Here is a 19754-nt window from a genome sequence, read left to right on the forward strand (position 1 = left end):
TACCCGGCCGTCACTCCCCGAGCACCGAATCGAAGAACTTCCGCTCGGCCGTCCGAAGGTGTTGGTTGAAGGTCGCGGGCGCGATGCCGAGTCGCTCCGAGATCTCCTCGCCGGTACTCTCGCGGGGCCAGTCGAAGTAACCCGCGAAGTAGGCAGTCTCGAGGGCCGCGCGTTGTTTTTCGGTGAGATCGTCCTCGAGCACCGAGTTCGACCCCGACTCGCTGCGCTCGCTGCGTTCGCTGGTGCGCTGGGCGAGGTAGGTGACGTCGTCGCGCTGTTCTTTGATGAGTTCGATCATCTGGCGGGTGTCCCGGCCGCGGGAGAGTTCGACGACGAAGCGGAACTCGCCGTCGTCGATCGTCGCGGACTGCACCCGGCCCCCGTGGGTCGCGATCGTCTCGAACAGCGAGACCGCGGCCGGCGCCACGAGTTCGAACTGGAACTCGTCGCGTCTGGCAGCGAGGAAGCGAACGTCACTGAACCCCTCGGTCTCCGCGATCGTCTCCTCGAACGTCTCCTGATCGACGCCGTGAGCCGAGCCGTAGGCGAGCAGCGTCTCGTCGCCCCGGATCAACTGCTCGAGCTCGATCCGACAGGAGTCCTCGGTCGAGAGCCGGATCAGCGGTTTGGCGAGGTCGTCGACGCGGAACTCGAGTTCGATGACGGCGTCGCTGACGAGCGCGTCCTTGCGCTCGATGGCCGTGATCGCGTGGGCGACGACGTCGCCGATCCGGGCGAGGATCGTCGTCTCCGGCCCCTCGAACGCACGCGGCGACGACGAGTAGACGTTCAACACGCCGTAGACGAGGTCCTCGTGGGTGATCGGGATCGCCGCGGAGGACTGGTAGCCGCGCTCGAGCGCTGCTTCGCGCCACGGTCCGAACGAGGGATCGTCCGAAACGTTGTTCGCAACCTGGACCGAGCCGGTTCGGATAGCCGTTCCGGACGGCCCCTGCCCGGTTTCGTCGTCTTCGTCGACGCTGATCTCGACCGAATCGAGGTAGCCGTCTTCGACGCCGGCCGCCGCCTTCGGAACCACTTCGTCGCTACCCGGGTTGACGCCGCCGATCCACGCGAATCGGTAGGCGTCGGACTCGGCGAGTCGGTCGCAGACGCGCTGTTCGAGATCCGCTCGGGTCTCGGTCGTGATCACCGCGTGAGTGATGTCGTGACCGATCCGGTTGAGTCGGTTGAGCGCCTCGAGTTGCTGGCGCTGGCGCTGGCGTTCGTGTTCCTGTCGGGCGCGCTCGATCGCGTGATGGATCGTTCGGACGAGGAGCTCGCTCGTCACCTCGTCTTTGACGAGGAAGTCCTGTGCGCCCCGTTGGATCGCCTGCACGCCGACCTGTTGGTCGCGGACGCCGGTCAGGACGACGATCGGCGTCTCCGCGGTCGCCGCGTGGACCGACTCGAGCGTCTGGAGCCCCTCGCTGTCGGGGAGGTTCAGGTCGAGCAGGACGACATCGGTGTCCAACTCCTCGAGGGTCTCGAGGCCGTCCTCGAGTCGGGTCTCGCGGGTGATCTCCGGCGTTCGGCCCGCCGACTCGTCCGGGCTGACGCGTTGGGCGAGCTCTTCGGTGCCCCGCAGCATCTCCTGGATCAGTCGCGCGTCGCCGGGATTGTCCTCGATCAGGAGGACCTCCAGCGTCTCGGTCTCGGCGTCGGAGTCGGTTTCGGTCTGCGCGTCGGTCTCGCTCATGCCTGATCACCCTCCGGCGGCAATCGAACGACCGAGAACCAGAACTTCTCGAAGGCGCGGACGGTCTCGATGAAGTCGTCCGGATCGACCGGCTTCGTGAGATAGGCGTTGGCGTGGAGTTCGTACGATCTGACGACGTCCTCTTCGGCCCGGGAGCTCGTCAGGACGATCACCGGAATCGATCGCAGCTCCGAATCCCCCTTGAGCTCCTCGAGGACCTCCTCGCCGTCCTTTCGAGGCAAGTTGAGGTCCAGCAGGATGAGATCCGGCCGCGGGGCGTCGTCGTACTCGCCCCGACCGTAGAGGAACTCGAGGGCCTCGTTCCCGTCGGAGACGACGTGAAGATCGTTTTCGATGCGGCCCTGTTTGAACGCCTCCTCGGTCAGTCGAACGTCCCCCGGGTTATCCTCTACCAGGAGAATCTGTGCTGGTTCCGGCCTGAATTGTCTCGAATTACTCATTGGTGGTTGATGTGCCCGTCGGTTCAGTCGTCGCCTCGGATTCCCGCGGTGTCGGAAGCGTTACGGTAAACGTCGCCCCCTCGTCCGTCGTCGAGGAGACGCGAATGTCGCCGTCGTGTCGCTCGACGATGCGCTGACAGAGGGCGAGTCCGATCCCGGTCCCAGCGTACTCCTCGACGCTGTGCAGCCGGTCGAACACCTGGAAGATGCGCTCCGTATCGGCCGGGTCGATCCCGATCCCCCGATCGCGAACTGAAAGACGCCACTCTTGTCCCTCTTTCTCGGCGAACACGGATATACGTGGGGCCTCATCGCCAGAATATGTGATCGCGTTGTCCAGTAGATTCTGGAACACCTGTCGAAGCTGACCGGGATCGCCGTACACCTCGGGAAGCGACTCCACCGTGATGTCGGCGTCGGTTTCCTCGATCCGCACCTCGAGATCCGTTAGCACGTTCTCGAGGACATCCTCGCAGTCGACGACCTCGAAGGGGTCGCCCTGCGTGTCGACCCGTGAATAGGCGAGCAAGCCGTCGATCATCTCCTGCATCCGTTTTGCGCCGTCAACCGCGTACGCGATAAACTCCTGTCCGTCCTCGTCGAGCTCGTCGGCGTAGCGCTGATCGACGAGCGTCAGATAGCTCGCGACCATCCGTAGCGGCTCCTGGAGGTCGTGGCTGGCCGCGTAGGCGAACTGCTCTAACCGTTCGTTGGACGCCTCGAGTTCGTCTACGAGCTCCTCGAGGCGGGCCTCTCGCTCGCGGAGTTGCCGCTGTTGCTCGTTGCGCTCGGTGACGTCTTGGACCATGATCATCCCGGCGAACACCTCGCCGCGGTCGTCCTCGACCGGCACCGTGTGCGCGAGCCACTCGCGGCCGTGAATGTCGTACTCGAAGCTGGTCCGCTCACCCGACAGCGCGGCTCGAAAGTTCGACTCGAACGTCTCGAGCGTCTCGCCGTCGTACCGGTCGTAAATCGTCTGTCCGACGAAGTCGTCGATCGAGATGTCGATCTCCTCGAGGATCTGCCCGCCACCGAGCGTGTATCGAAGCTCCTCGTCGAACAGCGCCACGATCCCGTTGGGGAACTGTTCGACCAGCGTTCGGTAGCGCCGTTCGCTCTCCTCGAGTTCGCGCTGGTGGTGTTCGCGCTCGAGTTCGTAGCTGAGCCACTGGGTGAGTAGTTCGACGAAGCTCCGTTCGGCGGGCGTAAACGAGACCGAACGGGGGGCGTCGTCGACGAAACACAGCGTGCCGTACGGTTGGCCGTCGACGCGAAGCTGCCCGCCCAGATAGCTGTCGAACTCCCACTTCTCGTAGGCGTGATCGTCGCCCCACCCCTCGACGGGCGCGTTGGTGAGCACGAGCAGCTCGTCTTCTTCGATCGTCCGCCGACAGTAGGTGTCGGACAGCTGCGTCACCGATCCGGGCTGTAACCGCTCGTCGTCACCGCTGGAGTGGACGACCTCGAACCGGTCGTTACGCTCGTCGATATCGGCCATGAACCCGACCTCGAGCCCGAGCCGTTCGCGGCCGAGGTCGAGCAGTTGCCGCGTCTTCTCGTCGAAACTCAGCTCGCGGTCCGCCGTGATCGCGTACAACCGCTGGAGCGTTCGATTGTTCGCCTGCAGCTCGCGCTGTGTGGCCTCGTGGTCGCTGACGTCCCGAAAGGAGATCGACAGCCCCGTCTCGGAGGGGGAGGCGGTGACCTCGAACCAGGTCTCGAGCGGCGGGTAGTACTCTTCGAAGACGATCGGCTCCTGCGTCGCCATCGCCCGGCGGTACTCTCGTTCGAACGCCGATTCGACGGTCGCGGGGAACGCTTCCCAAAGGGTCGCACCGACGAGTTCGTCGGCCTCGCGGTCGGTCAGCTCCCGCCCCCGATCGTTGACGTAGGTGACTCGCCAGTCGGCATCGACACCGATGAATGCGTCCGTGAACCGATCGATCGTCGTCTCGAGTCCGGTCTCGAGGCCCCGACGCATCCGCAGGTTCTCGATCGCGGACGCGAGGACGTTCGCGACGTTCCGGACGAACGACAGCTCGTGGTCGGCAAACTCCCGGCGCTCGGTCGTATATACGCTGAGAACACCCCACAGCTCGTCTCCGTCGGCGTCGATACCGATGCTGACGGTGCTCGTGACGTCGTGGCTGGCGAACAACGTCGGCGTCGAGAACCGGTCGCTCGCCTCGACGTCGGTGGCGACGACCACCTCGTCGGTCTTGAGCGCACATCCCACCGAGTTGGTCGAACGGGCGGGGACCGTCGCCGAACCGATCGCGCCGTCTCGCCAGCCGACGCCGTATCCGAGCGCGACCGCGTCGCTATCGGGGATCACCTCGAAAATCCCGCAGCAATCCGCCCCGAGCGCCTCCTGGACGGCGGCGACAGCGTCTGTGAGAAACCGGTCGAGATCGGACGACTCGAGCGCTCGTTTTCCGAGTTCGGCGACGACCTCCTGTTGCCGGATACGCGATTGAAGTGTCCCTGTCGGCGGGTCGGAGGTTGCCATAATCGATTGCTATGCACAAGTCGACTGACGTGTATAAATGTAGTGCTCGAACTCACCGTCTACCGTCAGAGTCATCGGACCTGGACAGTCTCGAACGACGACGACTGGGCGGGACCGACGGTCGGACCTGCAGAGCCGTCTCGGTTAGTCGACGAAGGCGGACAGTTCCAGAAGCCGACCGTCGTGTAGGGCGCGTCGAATCCGCGACCGGTCCCAGCCGAGCGGCGAGAGGACGCTCTCGCAGGCCCGGACGAGTTGGGTCGCGTAGTAGTCGACATCGTATTCGCCCCCCGCTTCGAAGGAGAGCCGAACCCGCTCGGGCCCGCTGGCGTCGTCGTCCGCGACGACGTACCGGACCGACTGCCCGGGCTGGCGGTCGATTCCGCGGCGCTCGTATCGCTCGAGCGCCGCCACGGTCCGCGTCCGTTTTCGGTACGCCGACAGCGGCTTCGACACTCGAGTCGTGATCTCGAGGGCGCTCGGATCGACGTCGCCGCCTCGAAGCGAGCTAAGCCGCCGCTCGAGGACGTCACAGACGGCTTCGGGGTCGCGTTCGCGGTCGAGTGCCTCGACGAACGCACGCTGGCTCTCGGCGACGAACGCCGGGGTGCTCCGCTGGCGGAGCTCGATGCCGCGGAACTTGTACGCGCCGGCCTCTCGCTTGCCGAAGTACTTCGTGAGCGCCCCCGCCGATCCGGATTCGAACGCTCCCGCCCCCTCGTCTGGCCCGTCCGGAATCGAATCGCGCAGCGGGACGAAACAGACCCACTCGTAGCTGCCGTCGTGCTCGAGTGGAATCCCGACGTCTGCGGAGATCTCGTCGATGACGGCCTCGAGCGGCTCCGGCTCGACGCCCTCGCGCGGCGTCACCCAGAGGCTGTCGACGATCCCGTGGACGATTCGCCAGCCCGCGTCCTCGAGTCGGCGTTTGGCCGTCAGCGCGACGTCGCGCGCGTAGGCGTTGATAGCCTCGTGACACTCGATCCGGCCGTACTTGGCGTTTCGGTAGCCCTGATAGCCGAAGCAGGAGACGAGGACCCACTTGATCGCGCCCGATTCGGCCCGAAGCCGGCTGGCCTCCGGTTCGGCCGGATCGTCGGCGAGTCGAGCCTTGATATCGCCCCGATCCGAAAGCAGGGGCTCGAGAACGGTGGGGAGAAACGCCGCGTCGCCGTCGGTCGCTTCGGGAACGTGCTCGCAGACCTCGTACCCGAGCTCCGGCACGCGGTGGCTGTCGTGGACGAAATCGCCCGCATCGTGGGCGCAGTCGACCGTCTCCGGGCTGATCCCGTGCTCGCAGATGATCCGCGGGTAGAGCGACGCGAAGTCGATTTCGTGGACGTCCTCGTGGAAGCCGACTTTGGGTTCGAACGTGAACCCGCCCCGGTCCGCCGCGTGCAGCGTCCGAAGGTCCGAAAAGCGTTCGGGCTCCCACTTGTTCTGGGGCGCGAGGACCGCCCACTCGCGGCGAGCGAGCCGAATCTGGCGCGAGGTCAACAGCGTGCCGATGCTCCCCCAGGCGGCCTCCTGCAGGGGACGGCCCGTTTGCTCGACCATGTACTCGAGCCCCGCCAGCCCCGACTGGTTCCAGAGAAAGCTGTTCGAGGTGTCGACGATCGCCCGACCCGGAGCCCGATACCGCGCCGGGGAGTGGCCGACCCGGCCGTAGCTCTCGTAGGTATTTTCGCCCGCCAACTGCGTCCAGCCCGGTACTCGGCCGAGGTGGAACTCGTCCTCCTCGAATCCCAGCTCCGTCGCATGTTCGGAGAGCAGCGGAATCAGCTCGCCGTGGCTGACGACGAGCACGTCCGGATCCTCGCGCTCGAGGCGGGTTCGAAGCGTCTCGAGCGCCGATCGCGGATCACCGCCACCGTCCTCACCAGCGACCGGTTCATCCTCGATTCGGAGCCCGGAAACGTCACCGTCAGCCAGCTCGCGATCCTCGAGTTCGAGCCGGAGCGTCCGCAACTCCCGCGTCGGCGCGGGGTCGATCCCGCGGTCGAGGCAGTACCGAAAACCGGGCTCGAGATCGACGTCGAACAGCCGGAACGTGCCCGGCGCGTGAGTGCCCGACTCGTGGACGCCGCGGATCTCGCGGGCGAGTTGGCGAACGTCGTCGACGCGATCGCAGCCGACTCGCAGCAACTCGCTTCGCTCGCCGACGTGGGCCTCGTGGAGGTCCGTCGCCCACCGCTCGACTCGCGTCTCGACGGTCTTGGGATCGGACTCGAGGCGCGCTCGCAGATCCGCGAGCGCGTCGTCGGGTCCCGAGACGAACAGCGCGGGCGTGTAGTCCTCCACGAGCGTCGGTTCGGCTCCCCTATCGGTCAGTCGCCACTCCCGGACGGTGCCGTCATCGAACTCGAACGCGTAGGGGTCAGTTCGGCTCATTCGCGCTCGTCACCCCCTGCCGTCGTCCGTCCGTCTCGTTCCTCGGGTGCCGTCCGATCGTTGCACTGCTCGCGTTCCTCGAGCTCCGCCCGCAGTCGCCGCAGTTCGACCTCGTGGGCCAGCGCCAGCGACAGCAACAGCGCCCGCTCGGGATCCGTCGGGTTCGCGTAGCCCGCCGCGTCGGCGAACGTACGGCCTCGGTCGAACAGCCGATCGAAGTCGGCCTGGTACTCCCGGCGGAGCGCGCGGCGCATCGGTTTCCACTCGCTCTCGAGTCCGCGGAGCGCGTCGCGGTAGGTCGGATTCGTTCGGCCCATCAGGCGGTCACCTCGAGGAGCCCACGGTCGTAGGCCTCGACGATTGACTGCCCCTCCGCGACAGCACCGTAGAGGTCGACCCAGTAGGGGATCGTCGTCTGCCAGTGGGTTCCGTGCCAGTAGCCCGCCGTGTCGTCGATTGCGCTTCCCATTTCGCCGTCGTCGTCCGTCGGTTCCTCGCCCGAACGCACGAGTCGAATCCCCTCACGCGTGCGGACGCACTCGAGAGTCGTGGCTGCGTACTCCGCGACCGTGTCAGCGCGGTTCTCGTCGGCGCTCGTTACCAGGATGGGACAGGAAAGCACGCGGCCCAACTCCGCGAGCGTCTCGAGGGCGGCCGCGAGGAGGCCTTCCCGTTCCCACTCGGGTAGATCGGCGTCGTGGTAGAGGCTGGCGACGTTCGGCGCGACGATTAGCTCCGTCTCCGGCCCCGCCTGGCGGGTTACCCGCCGGACCAGCGAGTGGTGCTGGTAGGCCGTAAACGCCCGAGCGACCCGCAAGGACTCGAGCGTTCGGTCGCTCGAGACGCAGTCGTAGAGCACCTGCGTCGCGGCCGTGTTCCGGGCGTCGATCCAGTACGCCGTGGCGTTCGTTTCGGGATCGTGCTCGGTCGCTGATTCGGTCAGGCGGGCGCCAACCAGTCGGTGGAGGATCGTCGATCGCGGTGACGGCACCTCGAGCAGCGTCAGTCCCGACTCGAACTCGAGTCCCAACGTGGGGGTGTGAGTGTCCATGGACGGAGACTCGAGCGAGAGGCAGATAAGCGACGGAGCACCGTTTCCGGAATTCCGAAAGCGAGTAGGAATCGGTTAGCCGGTCCGAGCGTACCGTTTCGAGCGGTGTAACGGCAATCGGAGACGATTCCGATTTCCGAAACGGTTGTCGGTTCGGCGACGCTGTGTCGTTTTCGTCACTATACTTGTTACCGGTAACGTGGGTGGAAGGAGTGCCCGCGGAGCGTCGGTCGAAGCCCAACCACCACCATACACTCCGCGGGCGCTGTTCGAGTACGGATGGGTTCCGTGAGAACCAGCGCCGCTACTGAACGCAGTCGTCGAGAGGTCTCACTCCCGGCCGACCGCGTCGTCGTCGATGATCCGGTAGGTCCGCCCGCGGCGTTCGCCGACGGCCTCGATCAGGTCGTAGTGGACCATCTTCGTCAGGTAATTCCGTAGCGTCCGGTTCGTCTTCGGGTCGTCGACCCGCCGCTCGTACTCGTCGTAGAGGTCGCCGGGTTCGACCTCGCCGACGTCCGCGACGATATCGTACAGCACCCGCTGGTGTTCGATCAGCCCCTCGACGGTCTTTCGCCGGATCGCCGTCCGCGCGTCCGGAATCGCCGCCTCGAGTACGTCGTCGGTCACGCGTTCGCGTCCCTGCTGGGTCGCTCGCCGAGCGGCCGACCGGAGGATCCCGATGCCAACTCTGGCGTCCCCCGACGCGGCGTCGGCGATCGTCCGCAGCTGCTCGCCGCTGATACAGCCCGGCTCGAGCGCTTTGTCCGCTCGTTCCGCGAGAATGGCCGTGAGTTCGTCGGTGCCGTAGCGATCGAACCGAACGCGGGTTCCCGCGCGGAGCCGCGACCGCACCCGGTCGTCGAAGCTCGCGAACAGTTCCTCTTCGCGGTTAGCGATCAACACGAGCGAGACGTGCCCGAGTCGGTGGAGATCGTACAGCGCCGCGGTCTCCTCCAACTGATCGACCTCGTCCAGGATAACGACGATCGGGCGGTCGTCGGTCTCACGCAGTCGCCCGAACAGTTCGTCCTTCGGCGTCGATCGATGGATGTCGATCGTTCGTCCGACGGCCTCGAGAACGCTGTAGAGCACTCGAAACCGGGTGTACTCCTGCCAGCAGTTGACGTATGCGACCTCGACCGCGGGCTCCTGTTCGCGGAGCTGGGCGAGCGTGTAGCGGGCGATGCAGGTCTTTCCGACGCCCGTCGGTCCGAAGCAGAAGGCCGGATCAGCTCGCCGGCCGTACAGCAGCGGCTCGAGGGACTCAGAGAGGAGGTTCACCTCGTCGTGGCGGTGGACCACCTCGCTGGGCACGAAATCCTCGCGCAAGACCCGGTCGTCGACGATCACAGCCGCTCTGTTCTCCGTCGACCGTTGTAAACGGTGGCGTCCCGGTTCCGAAAGTTCCGAAAGTGATTTTATATCGCATTATAAGATTTATTGACCGTTGTTCGGACCGATTCGGATCGAATTTCGACCTCGACGGCGGACGGGACGAAGCGATCGAACCGTCGTTCGGCGAACGCAGCCTCGAGTATCAGTTCGTATCGGATCGGCAGAACGGGAACGATGCGATGGGGCGCCGCCGACACCGACGGCACGGCTCGCGATCGGCGACTCCGCGACCGCCACGGGACCGAGCCCAGACGAGCGATCCGCTTCTCGAGTCGGAACCGGCGGCAGCCGTCGCTCGCGAATCCCAACACCGCAATCAGTAGCAGTACCCCAATCGAGTCAATCCACGTGCCGAGAATGGTATCGTGTCGCCCCGACTCGAGTGGTCTCCGTCGGTGGGAGACGGCGGAGTGTCCAACGAGCCCCTCGAACCCCGGAGTTGAGGCGTTCGAACGGGGTCGAAAAGTGCCGATCGTGTTGAGTTTGATTTTCCCAATCTGCGTCGAACGTTCTACGCGCGCACGAGACGTCCACGTTGAGTATCACGAGCCCACGTTGGATACCACGAGTTCTACCGGCGGACGAACCACCGGATAGTTTGATTCTCAAGTCGGCTCCGAACGGACGAATCGAGCTGTGATCCTCCCAACCATCAAGGCTGTTCCGACTGCCGGAGTCGTTTGACGCCCTCGAACAGTTTCGAGGTGGACGGCTCGGCCGAGCGGAACTCGCGCGGCGAACCGATCGACCGGCGTCTGACTTCGAGGCGTTCGTCCCGACTGCAGTCGTGTGCGTTCGGACTCGAAATGAGGCGCGATCGACACCACGATTCGAGGATCGAGACGGCGACTCGATCGGGCTGAGAGGCTGTTCTTCGTAAACGAGGGTACCCACCCCAGTATATAAATCTAATAATGCTATACAAAATGTGGCGTGTGCGGCTACGCTGGACAATGCAGCAAAGGCCACTGCCGTGGCTGTCTCGTCGGAAATCGATCGAAGCGCGCGATACGACGCTGTGCGTGTGAGTCGCCGCGACCGTTCGGAGAACGAGATAGTCGGTCGACGGACGCGACGAGCACGGCTCTCGAGTCGGTCACCGATCGCTGCCGGACGATACAGGCACCATACTAATACGGTCGCTCGGCGGTCATCAGCCTATGAGCGTCCACCCGACGTTTTCGTTCGACGACGAGATCCAGCGAACCGTCTACGAGTACGTCGAGCGAAACGGTGCCGTCGACCCCAACGAGCTCGCCCGATCGATTCGCGTCGATTCGGGAACCACACACTCCAAACCGGCCCGGTCCGGCACGTACACCGAATCGGTCTGTCCACCGACGGCGGACCTCGAGGCCTGTCTCGAATCGCTGAAAGACCGGGGCTACCTGACCGAATCGAACGGGAAGGTCCGCGTCGACTTCTCGGCGACGCCGACCGAATTCGACTGCGAGGCCGGCACCGTAACCCTCAGACTGGCCCGCGAGGAGGACCGCACCGGAATCGTCGAGACGATGCGCGAGGTCGCCGACGGCGGAACGTACATCGTCGCCGAAAACGTCGCGACGCAACTCGAGCGCGAGTCCGCGCTCGTCCGGGCGAACGAGGAGCGCTCGCGGGTGTTCTTCGTCGCGGTCCTCGAACCCGAGGACGATGTCGGCGAGTCCGACGGCGACGAATCGACGACCGACGCCGGAGGCGAGTCGCAGGTGATCGGCTGGCTCCACGTCGACGCCCACGAACTACCCTCGCTGCGCCACACCGCCGAACTGACCGTCGGCGTCGACCCCGAGTTCCGCCGTGCGGGCGTCGGATCGAACCTCCTCGAGTACGGCCTCGAGTGGGCCGGCGAAGCCGAGTACCACAAAATCTACCAGCACATTCCCGCGACGAACGAGGCCGCGATCGAGTTCTTGGAGGACAACGGCTGGCAACGCGAGGGCGAACACGTCGACCAGTACCGAATCGACGACGCCTACGTCGACGAAGTGATGCTGGCGACGTGGCCGTAGTCGGTCGTCGGAGCGAGGGACGACTCACCGAGGTCGCGTGTCGGAGCCGTAGTTTCTTGCCAGCCCATTGTGTACGTCCGGTATGGACGAACTCTCACTCGGCGTGCCGAAACCGGTACTGGAGCGACTACCCGATGATGACGAGACCGCCGCCGCGGACATGCAGGAAGCGGTCGCCGGCTGGGAACAGCGACTGAATCGCGCGATCGAGGACGCGGAAGACGACCGCGAGGCCGCGGCTCGAGTCCTCGAGGCGATCGATCGCTTCGAGCAGCGCCACGAGACCTACGACGACCTCGTGCCGGAGCTGCGAGCGTGGGGCCAGTCGCCGATCTACGCGATCGCGTGGCGGACGCTCTACGCGGACGTGATCGCACAACTGCACGCGCACGACGAACTCGGCGAGCGCCTCGATCAGGAGCGAAACGCCCGTCTGGTCGAGGATGGGATTCGATTGCAGGATCTGTAGCGACCGGTCGGGAGAGCGGGTGGAACGTTCCGGGAGCGGAAGCCACAATGGCTATGCCGTCATACTCGAATACGAACTTCCGTGGCATCGATCGACGATTCACCGATTGACGACCGTGATGGTGGACACGAGGTTGCGGACGGGACCGCGATCGACCTGACGACGCGCGTTCGCCGTCGCGTCCTGCCGACGCTCCACCGAATCAAGGAGCCACTCGGCGGCTTCGCGCAGTGTATTCAACACCCAGACGAGTACGTGGGGACGGTCCAGTACGGGCTCGGCGAGTTTCGTTCGGACCTCGAGGCGATGTCGTTCGCGCCGGAGCCGGTCGCCTCCCTGAAGGTCCACCGGGACGGCCGGCTCTCCGCGGGCAGTTGGGCCAGACGACCGTCGCCGCTTTCGACCTGGCAACTACACGTCGCCCTCTTCGTTGACGGTACCGACACTGTCGACGTCTTCGCCCACCGGGAGTACTCGTGGCTCCGCCACCCGTACAAACACTACACCGCCGAGGGCTGGGACACGACCGGCGGCGTCGACCGGATGCGATCGCTACTCTCGAGACACGACGTCGCGTTTCGAATCGATCGGCCGGACCGGTGAGGTCGACAGCACAATCGGGCGAGCAGACCTGTCGACGTTCGGAACAGATTTGATCGTGGCCGATGGATCGTCGATCAATGGTCGATACGGACGACGTCGCCGCGTTCACCGATCTCTACCTCCCGACGGTCAACGGGGTCACCTACACGATCGCGCTCTGGCGCGACCGGTGGCAGCGCTGCCGAGGCGGGACGATGGAGATCGTCTTCCCCGAAATGGACGGCTACGAGGCCGGCGACGGCGAGTATCCCCTGCCGAGCGTCGGTGCGCCGCTGTACCCGCGCTACCGGCTGGGGCTGCCGGCGATCCCCGACGGCCTCGAGACGCCCGACGTCGTCCACGTTCACACGCCCTTCACCGTCGGGGCGGCGGGCGTCCGGTTCGCCCGCAAACGGGACGTTCCCGTCGTCGCCTCCTACCACACCCTGCTCGAAGATCGCGTCCACCAGCACGTTCCAGAGTCGCTCGTTCCGAGCTTCAAACGGACGTGCAGGGCGTACGAACAGGGCTTTTTCGAGCGCGTCGATCACGTCACCGCGCCGACCTCGTTCGCCCGCCGGCACCTCCTGGAGCACATCGGCGCGGACGTCGAGGCGACGGTCGTCTCGAACGGCATCGATACCGAGTTCTTCCGATCGGTCGATCCGGAACCGTTCCGAAATCGCCACGACCTTCCCGATGGCCCACTGCTCGGCTACACCGGCCGTCACGGTCCCGAAAAGAACCTCGAGGAAGCGATCGACGCCGTCGACGGCACCGACTACGTGCTCGTCCTCGCGGGCGACGGTCCCGCGCGGGAATCGCTCGAGGACCGCGCCGAGGCGGTCGACGCCGACGTTCGGTTCCTGGGCTTTCTCGAGCGCGAGGAGCTGCCCGAATTCTACTCGGCGCTCAACGCGTTCGTCTTCCCGAGCCCGGTCGAAACCCAGGGGCTGGTCGCGCTCGAGGCGACCGCCTGCGGAACGCCGGTCGTCGCGGTCGACGCGGGAGCGCTCGTCGACAGCGTCATCGAAGGCGAGACGGGCTATCGCTACGATTCCGGCGACCTCGAGGAGTTCCGCTGGGCGATCCGGCGGACGCTGGCCGAAGGCGACCGACTCGCGGATCTCTGTCGCAGGCGGCGGCGCATGCTTTCTGTCGACCACTCGCTCGAACAGTTGGGACGGATCTACGACGACCTCGAGGGGTAACCGTCGCATTCGTCGAGGACGAGCCGCCGGATCCGGTCGGCAGCGTGTGCGTACAGACCAAGCGTTCAAACCCTCGCGGTCGGTAGAGAGCGTATGGAGTTTGCAGTCTCGCGGACGGGAACGACGCTCGTGACCCTCCACGGTGGAAGCGACACGACGGCCTGCGACGGAGCGACCGAGGAACTCGCGTCGACGCTCGAGGCGCTCGAGGCCGACGGAACGATCGCGGACTGGGCGGTCGACGACGCCGACGTCTACGAACACCCCACCGGTCCGTTCGACCCGTACACGGTCAGCGTCGAGTTCGCCGTCACCGTCGTTGTCGAGGCGGACGACAGCGACGCGGCGGCGGAGGTGGGTGTCAGTGCGATCGACGAGGCCCTCGAGCGCGGTGACGTCGACTCGGTCACGTACACGTCCTCGCCGGTGGCATCTCCCGCCTGATATCTCCCGGCGTTCTGCCGACAAACCCGCGACGATTTCGTCGGTTTCGTCGATCTTGTTGGTCTCGCGCGCGAATCGGACAGTCGGCCCCGGACGGACGACCGTCTGGCACCCGGACTTATGACGGGCGCACACGACCATCCGCTATGGAGATCGAACTGCGGTTTTTCGCCACCTTTCGTGAGGCCGTCGGACAGAAAGAGCGAGTGGAGACGTTCGACGACGGCGCCTCGGTCGGCGACGTGCTGGCCAGCCTCGAATCGACGTACGACGGGCTCGAGGGACAGCTACTCGAGGACGGCGACGACGGCGTCGCGATCAGACCGCAGCTGAGCGTGCTCAAAAACGGCCGCGACGTGACCCACATGGCGGGCGTCGAGACGGAGCTCAAGGACGGCGATCGGCTGTCGGTGTTTCCGCCGGTCGCCGGCGGCTGAGCCGTCCGGGGCCGTCGACCGTATGAAAGCACTCGTACGGTGGTGCAAACGATAACGCGGTCGAGTCCGGCTGAGCGAAGGCGCGACGGCGTCCGAGTCCGCGACGTCTCCGGACCGAATCGGCGCGCTCGAAACGGTCCTCCGACAGGGTGTCGTACTTGCAGTTTCAGGCCGGTCCGCTATGATGCGAGCTGGTGAAAATCGACATCAGTTCCTGAAATACATGTCTGTGTTAGATACATTCTACTCGGGTAACAGTGGCGACCGAAGCGGATCGATCGTCGTCCCGGCCGTCTCCGTCCCGAGTACCGACGCCTGTCTCCGCTCCCTGTCCCCGCGCGGTGTCCGCACGATCGTCGTCTCCGAGGATCCGACCGCGAAATCGTTCTGCTCGAGGTACTGCGACGAAGCAGTCCTGGTTCCCGACCCGACGACGAACCTCGAGGCGTACGCCGACGCGCTGCTCGCCCTCGCTCGGCGCGACGACGTCCGGACGATCGTCCCGGTGCGCGAACCGGACATCTTCGTCCTCTCGACGTACCGGGAGGCGTTCGCCGAACACATCGCAACACCGTGGCCGACGCTCGAGACGTTGCGGCGCGTCCACGATCGAGTGCGTCTGGCGGAGGCTGCGGACGCCGCCGGCGTCCCGGTCCCCGAAACGCGCCCGCTCGAGGACGCCGAAACGATCGAGACGCCGTCGATCGTCAAATCCCGGTACAACCTCCTCGTCGACGAGTACGTCGACTCGGTGCCGCCGGATCAGGTGCGACAGAGCAAGACCGTCGAACACCTTCAGGCGGGAACGACGCCAGACGTCGCGGGGCTCCGGGAGACGTTCGGCCACGATCCCATCGTCCAGGAGTTCGTCCCGATCGAGGAGGAGTACATGGTCGGCGCGCTCTACGATCGCGGCGAGCTGCTGGCGTCGGTCCAACACAGACAGCTTCGGGGGGCGTCGTACACCGGCGGCGGCGGCGTCTACCGTGAGTCCGTCTACGACGACGACCTTCAGGAGGCCGCACAGGCGTTGCTCGAGGAACTCGAGTGGCACGGGCTCGCCTGCATCGAGTACATGCGCCACCCCGAGACGGGCGAGTTCTACCTAACCGAGATCAACCCGCGAATGTGGACCTCGCTTTCGGCGAACGTTCAGATGGGCGCGGACTTCCCCCACTACTACTGGCAGCTGGCGACCGATCGCGCCGACGGGATCGAAGCCGGCTACGACCTCGGTGTCGGTTGTCACTACCTGAAAGGCGAACTGACCTACCTCCTCAGTCTCCTGCACGAAGAATCAGATCTCGTCGACCGACCGTCGCTTCCGAACACGATTCGAGAGATCGCTCGCTCCTGTTACGAACAGCCCAACTTCGACGTGCTGAGTCGCGACGATCCCTGGCCGTTCCTGCAGGACGCGCTCACCACGCTCGACAGGAGCGTTCTCGAGGGACGCGGGCTGTCCGAGTTCGGCCAGCGAGCCAGCGGTACGGCGCGACCCGTCGACTGGCGCGAGGCCGCAGACGTCGCTGAGACTCGAAGCGGGCGGTCGCAGCCGGTCGAACAGTAGCCGATCGGCCGGACCGGTCGAACTGAGACGGACCTAATAAGTGATAGCACCGACCGTTCCGATTCCGAGAACGCTTTACGCGCCGGCGGTCGCAGAGTGAGATACGCAATGGCGATGGATTCGGAGTCGAGCACGGACGCCCCTCGAGAGTCGAATCCATCCGTCGACGACGCGGGGCCGGAACGAGCGCCGGATACTGACGAGGTCACGTTCGGCTGGGAGGGGATCCGCGCCGGTTTTCTCACCGGCATTCCGATCGCGATCGGCGTCGGCGGGTACGGAATCGCCTTCGGCGTCCTCGCCAATCAGGCCGGGCTGAGCGTCGCGGAAGCGGCCCTGATGAGCGCGACGGTGCTGGCCGGGGCCTCCCAGATCATCGCCGTCGAACTCTGGGCGGACCCGATCCCGATCGCCGCGATCGTCGCCACGACGTTCGCGGTCAACCTCCGGTACTCGCTGATGGGCGCGGCGCTCCAGCCCTGGTTTCGCCACCTCTCGCCGACCCAGATCTACGGGAGCCTCGTGATGATGGCCGACGAGAACTGGGCGCTGACGATGCGCGAGTTCCAATCGGGCGGCGGCCGCGGCGCGTTTCTGCTCGGGAGCGGGATCGTGCTCTGGCTGTTCTGGGTCGGTTCGACGATTCTGGGCGTCCTCGCGGGCGAGTCTGTCGGCGACCCGGACCAGTACGGCTTCGACTTCATCCTCGCCGCGGTCTTCGTCGCGCTCGCGGCCGAACTCTGGGAGGGGCGATCGACGCTGGTGCCGTGGCTCGTCGCGCTGGGGACGAGCGTCGTCGCCGCGAACGTGCTCCCGGGCCGGTGGTACATCCTGATCGGCGGACTGGCCGCCGCCGCGGTCGAGGTGATGCGACACGATGGTTGAGGTACTGTCGCTCGACCCGCTCGTCGTCGGGGTCATTCTCGCGATGACCGTCGTCACGGTGATCGCGAAAGTCGGCGGTATCTGGCTCGTCCGTCGATTCGACGTGAGCGAGCGAGTCGAGGCCGGACTCGATATCCTGCCGGGTGCGATCGTGATCGCCGTCCTGGGCCCGGAGCTCGCGGCCGGCGGTCCTGCCGAGTGGGCCGCCGCGGGGATCGTCCTCGCCGTGATGTGGCGAACCGAGAACATCCTGCTGGCGCTGTGTGCGGGCGTCCTCGCCGTGGTGGCGTTCAGAGCGGTCGTCTGACTGCGCGCGATCGCTCGTCGTCCCGCGTCTCGCCGAGTATCGCCGCCGGGTCGGATTTATCTGGATCGCCCTCGAAAGACGGCTATGGGAACGCAGGTCGAACGATCTTTTCGCGGCATCTCCGAACGGCTCGCCGTTCGGTATCTGACGAATTTGGGCGGCGAGCAGGTCGCCGACGATACCGTCGCGGGCGACGACTGGACGGCGACGCTCTCCTCGGAAACGGTCGGCATCGGCCCGTCGTTGACGCTCACCGAAGTGACGGTCGTCTTCGAGGGAGCAGAAAACCGGAGCGATGGTAACGGCGAGAGCGACGGGGCCGAAGCGGATCCCCTCGAGCCGTTGATCGAGGAGTTCGCCCAGAAGGCGATGCGAGCGGGGGGCTGATGGCCGGCGACCCGATCGAGGGACAGGTGCTCGTACTGACGGCCGCGAAGGCGAGCGTGCCCCCGGAGCGACTGCCGACGCTCGTCGACCGGGCACAGGCGCTGCTGGGGCCGGCCCTCGAGCGCTACCGTCGCGAGTACGAGCGCTGCTACGCCGACGAGGAGCTCGAGGTGTTTCTGGTGGAGTGGGGCCACTGGGAGGAATTGGCCACCGATCTCGACCTGAGCGAGCGCGAGCGGTCGGCGGTCCGCCGCGCACACGAGGAACAACTGCTGCGGATCGGCCGTCGAACCGATCGCGAAGCGGCGCTCGAGACGGCACTCGAGATCAGAGAGCCGGTCTGTATCGGGACGGGCGACGTTCGCGACGATCGGGTGGAGAACTAACCGCAAACGAGAGGGCGAGTGCGGTTCGACGACGATGGCAACTATAAAGACCGTGTTCCTCCTTGCTCGAGACACTGAGACGATGGCTATCGATCAGGAGACCGAAATGAGCGACGCGGAGATCGACGACTTCCTCGGTCAGCACGAGACGGGGGTGCTCTCGCTCGCGCGCACCGACGATCCCTACGCGATCCCGATTTCGTACGGATACGACGGCGACGAGCGGGAGTTCTACATGCGGCTGGTGTCGACGCCGGAGAGCGAGAAACGGCAGTTCCTCGAGTCCTCGCCGGGGGCGCGACTCGTCGTCTACGACGAGGTAGCGTCGACCTACCGGAGCGTCATCGCCACGGGGAGCTTAGAGAACATCCCGCCGGCGGAGCTGACGCCCGAACAGATCGCCCAGTACGGCGACGCGAAGCGCCCGCTGTTCGAAATCTGGGCACAGGGGAAGCAGGACCTCGATATCGAACTCTACCGACTCGAGCCGACATCGCTCAGCGGGCGTCGGACCGACGTCGATCGCGAAGAGTAGGAGAGCGCCGTAGCCATCGAGAATCGACCGGTCAGTTCGTCTGCTGTTCGGCGGCAAAATCCGCCGCCGTAACGTCGCTCCCACAGACCGGACAGCCGTGTTCTAACGTGGCCTCGCGCATCTCCTCGTTGACCTCGATCGCTTGGCCGCAGTCGGGACAGGTAAATTCGTATCTGCTCATGAGATGGTCGGTAGTCGTCTGAGACGTGTGTTGTCTACGTTGATAGCTGTGCGTCCACTATATATAGGGTTGCGGTTCACCGCCGAATCGCAGTAGGTCCCGAAGGATTCTTGATCGATGCGGACGGCGCGTCGGTGTTCAATCATCGTACTCGAGGATCGCGTCGAGGAGTTTCGTCTGTGCGGCCGCGAGGTGTTCGGTGAACGTCGTGCTCGTGATCTCGAGCGCCTTGGCGACCTCGCCGGCGTTGGCCCGTTTGGGGTGTTCGAAGTAGCCCATTCGATGGGCCGTCTCGAGGACCTCCAACTGCCGCGCGGTCAGCGTGCTCCGGTCGACGAAGACGAGGTTCGTCTCGGCGTGGTCCTGCTGGGACTGGAGGAGCCGCTGGACGTCGAGGTTCGAAAACTGCGTCTTGAGGTCGCCGATGATCGCCTGCAGCCCCTCCATATCCGGTGCGTGGAAGGTGAGAAACAGGGCCGACCCCCTCGTTCGAACGTCGGTCACTGGCGAGTCGTGGCGCTCGATCCACTCGCAGGGACAGCCGCGACCGAGCTCGCGAGTGAATCGGTACACCTCGCTCGTGCCGTAGGAGAAGATCGACGTCAGTTCGACGTCGGTGTCGAACGCGTCGGGGTACTCCTCGGCCTCGAGCATGAACTCCTCGGAGACGCGCTCCGGCGCGTCCGGGTTGGTGCTCTTCGAGACGGACTGAACGTTGCCGCTCGCCGCCCCGGCGGCCTGCGTGACGACGCAGCCGGCCGGATCGTCGATCTTGATCTCCGCGCGAATCCCCGAGGGCATCGAGTGCAGATGTGGCTGGAAGCCTCCTAAACCCT

General features: G+C 65.5%; 21 protein-coding genes. 12 read left to right on the plus strand and 9 right to left on the minus strand.

The window, feature by feature from the left end; all coding sequences use genetic code 11:
- Window positions 1-10: 10 nt before the first annotated feature.
- The 7 genes from BLT08_RS09430 to BLT08_RS09460 form a co-directional block, all read right to left on the minus strand.
- Window positions 11-1699 (minus strand): bacterio-opsin activator domain-containing protein, encoded by a 1689-nt coding sequence (locus BLT08_RS09430; RefSeq protein ID WP_090305439.1) that lies wholly within the window; start codon window positions 1697-1699, stop codon window positions 11-13.
- Window positions 1696-2160: a response regulator gene (locus BLT08_RS09435; protein WP_090305444.1), complete on the minus strand. Its 465-nt coding sequence runs from the start codon at window positions 2158-2160 to the stop codon at window positions 1696-1698. Before BLT08_RS09435 ends, BLT08_RS09430 begins: the two co-directional genes overlap by 4 nt.
- Window positions 2153-4672 (minus strand): ATP-binding protein, encoded by a 2520-nt coding sequence (locus BLT08_RS09440; RefSeq protein ID WP_090305447.1) that lies wholly within the window; start codon window positions 4670-4672, stop codon window positions 2153-2155. Before BLT08_RS09440 ends, BLT08_RS09435 begins: the two co-directional genes overlap by 8 nt.
- A gap of 144 nt (window positions 4673-4816) precedes the next feature.
- Window positions 4817-7063 (minus strand): type B DNA-directed DNA polymerase, encoded by a 2247-nt coding sequence (locus BLT08_RS09445; protein ID WP_090305450.1) that lies wholly within the window; start codon window positions 7061-7063, stop codon window positions 4817-4819.
- Complete coding sequence (locus tag BLT08_RS09450; RefSeq protein WP_090305453.1) at window positions 7060-7380, minus strand: DUF8156 family protein; 321 nt, start codon at window positions 7378-7380, stop codon at window positions 7060-7062. The genes BLT08_RS09445 and BLT08_RS09450 overlap by 4 nt, the downstream gene beginning before the upstream one ends.
- Window positions 7380-8114 carry a hypothetical protein gene (locus BLT08_RS09455; RefSeq protein ID WP_090305456.1) on the minus strand — a complete coding sequence of 245 codons (735 nt, stop codon included), beginning with the start codon at window positions 8112-8114 and terminating at the stop codon, window positions 7380-7382. The genes BLT08_RS09450 and BLT08_RS09455 overlap by 1 nt, the downstream gene beginning before the upstream one ends.
- Before the next feature lie 330 nt (window positions 8115-8444).
- Entirely contained in the window at window positions 8445-9467 is a 1023-nt protein-coding gene (locus tag BLT08_RS09460; RefSeq protein ID WP_090305459.1) for a Cdc6/Cdc18 family protein, read from the minus strand.
- Window positions 9468-10672: 1205 nt separating this feature from the next.
- Between BLT08_RS09460 and BLT08_RS09470 the strand changes: the two genes are divergently transcribed.
- The 12 genes from BLT08_RS09470 (at window position 10673) to BLT08_RS09525 (ending at window position 18737) form a co-directional block, all read left to right on the plus strand.
- On the plus strand, window positions 10673-11524 hold the full coding sequence (locus BLT08_RS09470) for a GNAT family N-acetyltransferase (protein WP_090305462.1): 852 nt from the start codon (window positions 10673-10675) through the stop codon (window positions 11522-11524).
- An 82-nt stretch (window positions 11525-11606) separates the two neighbouring features.
- On the plus strand, window positions 11607-11993 hold the full coding sequence (locus tag BLT08_RS09475; RefSeq protein WP_090305465.1) for a DUF7971 family protein: 387 nt from the start codon (window positions 11607-11609) through the stop codon (window positions 11991-11993).
- Between the two features lie 90 nt (window positions 11994-12083).
- A complete protein-coding gene (locus tag BLT08_RS09480) occupies window positions 12084-12596 on the plus strand; it encodes a hypothetical protein (protein ID WP_245724193.1) in 513 nt (170 codons plus the stop codon).
- A 77-nt stretch (window positions 12597-12673) separates the two neighbouring features.
- Window positions 12674-13786 carry a glycosyltransferase gene (locus BLT08_RS09485; protein WP_090305467.1) on the plus strand — a complete coding sequence of 371 codons (1113 nt, stop codon included), beginning with the start codon at window positions 12674-12676 and terminating at the stop codon, window positions 13784-13786.
- A gap of 93 nt (window positions 13787-13879) precedes the next feature.
- A complete protein-coding gene (locus BLT08_RS09490; RefSeq protein ID WP_090305470.1) occupies window positions 13880-14230 on the plus strand; it encodes a hypothetical protein in 351 nt (116 codons plus the stop codon).
- Window positions 14231-14376: 146 nt separating this feature from the next.
- Entirely contained in the window at window positions 14377-14667 is a 291-nt protein-coding gene (locus tag BLT08_RS09495; RefSeq protein ID WP_090305473.1) for a ubiquitin-like small modifier protein 1, read from the plus strand.
- Between the two features lie 223 nt (window positions 14668-14890).
- Window positions 14891-16237 (plus strand): carboxylate--amine ligase, encoded by a 1347-nt coding sequence (locus BLT08_RS09500; RefSeq protein ID WP_090305477.1) that lies wholly within the window; start codon window positions 14891-14893, stop codon window positions 16235-16237.
- Window positions 16238-16345: 108 nt separating this feature from the next.
- Window positions 16346-17122 carry an AzlC family ABC transporter permease gene (locus BLT08_RS09505; RefSeq protein ID WP_090305480.1) on the plus strand — a complete coding sequence of 259 codons (777 nt, stop codon included), beginning with the start codon at window positions 16346-16348 and terminating at the stop codon, window positions 17120-17122.
- Entirely contained in the window at window positions 17115-17429 is a 315-nt protein-coding gene (locus BLT08_RS09510) for an AzlD family protein (RefSeq protein WP_090305484.1), read from the plus strand. The genes BLT08_RS09505 and BLT08_RS09510 overlap by 8 nt, the downstream gene beginning before the upstream one ends.
- An 84-nt stretch (window positions 17430-17513) precedes the next feature.
- Window positions 17514-17816: a MoaD-like domain-containing protein gene (locus BLT08_RS09515; protein WP_090305487.1), complete on the plus strand. Its 303-nt coding sequence runs from the start codon at window positions 17514-17516 to the stop codon at window positions 17814-17816.
- Window positions 17816-18202, plus strand: coding sequence for a DUF8048 family protein (locus BLT08_RS09520; RefSeq protein WP_090305490.1), 387 nt, complete (start codon window positions 17816-17818; stop codon window positions 18200-18202). The genes BLT08_RS09515 and BLT08_RS09520 overlap by 1 nt, the downstream gene beginning before the upstream one ends.
- 82 nt (window positions 18203-18284) lie before the next feature.
- Complete coding sequence (locus BLT08_RS09525) at window positions 18285-18737, plus strand: pyridoxamine 5'-phosphate oxidase family protein (RefSeq protein WP_090305494.1); 453 nt, start codon at window positions 18285-18287, stop codon at window positions 18735-18737.
- A 31-nt stretch (window positions 18738-18768) separates the two neighbouring features.
- On the opposite strand, the gene BLT08_RS09530 is transcribed toward BLT08_RS09525, so the two are convergent.
- Together BLT08_RS09530 and BLT08_RS09535 are read right to left on the minus strand one after the other, a co-directional pair.
- Window positions 18769-18918, minus strand: coding sequence for a DUF7560 family zinc ribbon protein (locus BLT08_RS09530; RefSeq protein WP_006088986.1), 150 nt, complete (start codon window positions 18916-18918; stop codon window positions 18769-18771).
- Between the two features lie 138 nt (window positions 18919-19056).
- The gene (locus tag BLT08_RS09535) at window positions 19057-19719 is read right to left on the minus strand and encodes a helix-turn-helix domain-containing protein (RefSeq protein ID WP_090305497.1); all 663 of its coding nucleotides are present in this window, start codon (window positions 19717-19719) and stop codon (window positions 19057-19059) included.
- Window positions 19720-19754: the final 35 nt, after the last annotated feature.

Origin of the sequence: Natronorubrum texcoconense (genome assembly GCF_900100335.1) — an archaeon.
In the GTDB taxonomy this organism is placed as follows: domain Archaea; phylum Halobacteriota; class Halobacteria; order Halobacteriales; family Natrialbaceae; genus Natronorubrum; species Natronorubrum texcoconense.

Coding starts and splice junctions, on each gene's coding strand:
- BLT08_RS09430 (WP_090305439.1), bottom strand. CDS start 1,699: ATGAGCGAGACCGACGCGCAGACCGAAACCGACTCCGACGCCGAGACC.
- BLT08_RS09435 (WP_090305444.1), bottom strand. CDS start 2,160: ATGAGTAATTCGAGACAATTCAGGCCGGAACCAGCACAGATTCTCCTG.
- BLT08_RS09440 (WP_090305447.1), bottom strand. CDS start 4,672: ATGGCAACCTCCGACCCGCCGACAGGGACACTTCAATCGCGTATCCGG.
- BLT08_RS09445 (WP_090305450.1), bottom strand. CDS start 7,063: ATGAGCCGAACTGACCCCTACGCGTTCGAGTTCGATGACGGCACCGTC.
- BLT08_RS09450 (WP_090305453.1), bottom strand. CDS start 7,380: ATGGGCCGAACGAATCCGACCTACCGCGACGCGCTCCGCGGACTCGAG.
- BLT08_RS09455 (WP_090305456.1), bottom strand. CDS start 8,114: ATGGACACTCACACCCCCACGTTGGGACTCGAGTTCGAGTCGGGACTG.
- BLT08_RS09470 (WP_090305462.1), top strand. CDS start 10,673: ATGAGCGTCCACCCGACGTTTTCGTTCGACGACGAGATCCAGCGAACC.
- BLT08_RS09475 (WP_090305465.1), top strand. CDS start 11,607: ATGGACGAACTCTCACTCGGCGTGCCGAAACCGGTACTGGAGCGACTA.
- BLT08_RS09485 (WP_090305467.1), top strand. CDS start 12,674: ATGGTCGATACGGACGACGTCGCCGCGTTCACCGATCTCTACCTCCCG.
- BLT08_RS09490 (WP_090305470.1), top strand. CDS start 13,880: ATGGAGTTTGCAGTCTCGCGGACGGGAACGACGCTCGTGACCCTCCAC.
- BLT08_RS09495 (WP_090305473.1), top strand. CDS start 14,377: ATGGAGATCGAACTGCGGTTTTTCGCCACCTTTCGTGAGGCCGTCGGA.
- BLT08_RS09500 (WP_090305477.1), top strand. CDS start 14,891: ATGTCTGTGTTAGATACATTCTACTCGGGTAACAGTGGCGACCGAAGC.
- BLT08_RS09505 (WP_090305480.1), top strand. CDS start 16,346: ATGGCGATGGATTCGGAGTCGAGCACGGACGCCCCTCGAGAGTCGAAT.
- BLT08_RS09510 (WP_090305484.1), top strand. CDS start 17,115: ATGGTTGAGGTACTGTCGCTCGACCCGCTCGTCGTCGGGGTCATTCTC.
- BLT08_RS09515 (WP_090305487.1), top strand. CDS start 17,514: ATGGGAACGCAGGTCGAACGATCTTTTCGCGGCATCTCCGAACGGCTC.
- BLT08_RS09520 (WP_090305490.1), top strand. CDS start 17,816: ATGGCCGGCGACCCGATCGAGGGACAGGTGCTCGTACTGACGGCCGCG.
- BLT08_RS09525 (WP_090305494.1), top strand. CDS start 18,285: ATGGCTATCGATCAGGAGACCGAAATGAGCGACGCGGAGATCGACGAC.
- BLT08_RS09530 (WP_006088986.1), bottom strand. CDS start 18,918: ATGAGCAGATACGAATTTACCTGTCCCGACTGCGGCCAAGCGATCGAG.
- BLT08_RS09535 (WP_090305497.1), bottom strand. CDS start 19,719: ATGCCCTCGGGGATTCGCGCGGAGATCAAGATCGACGATCCGGCCGGC.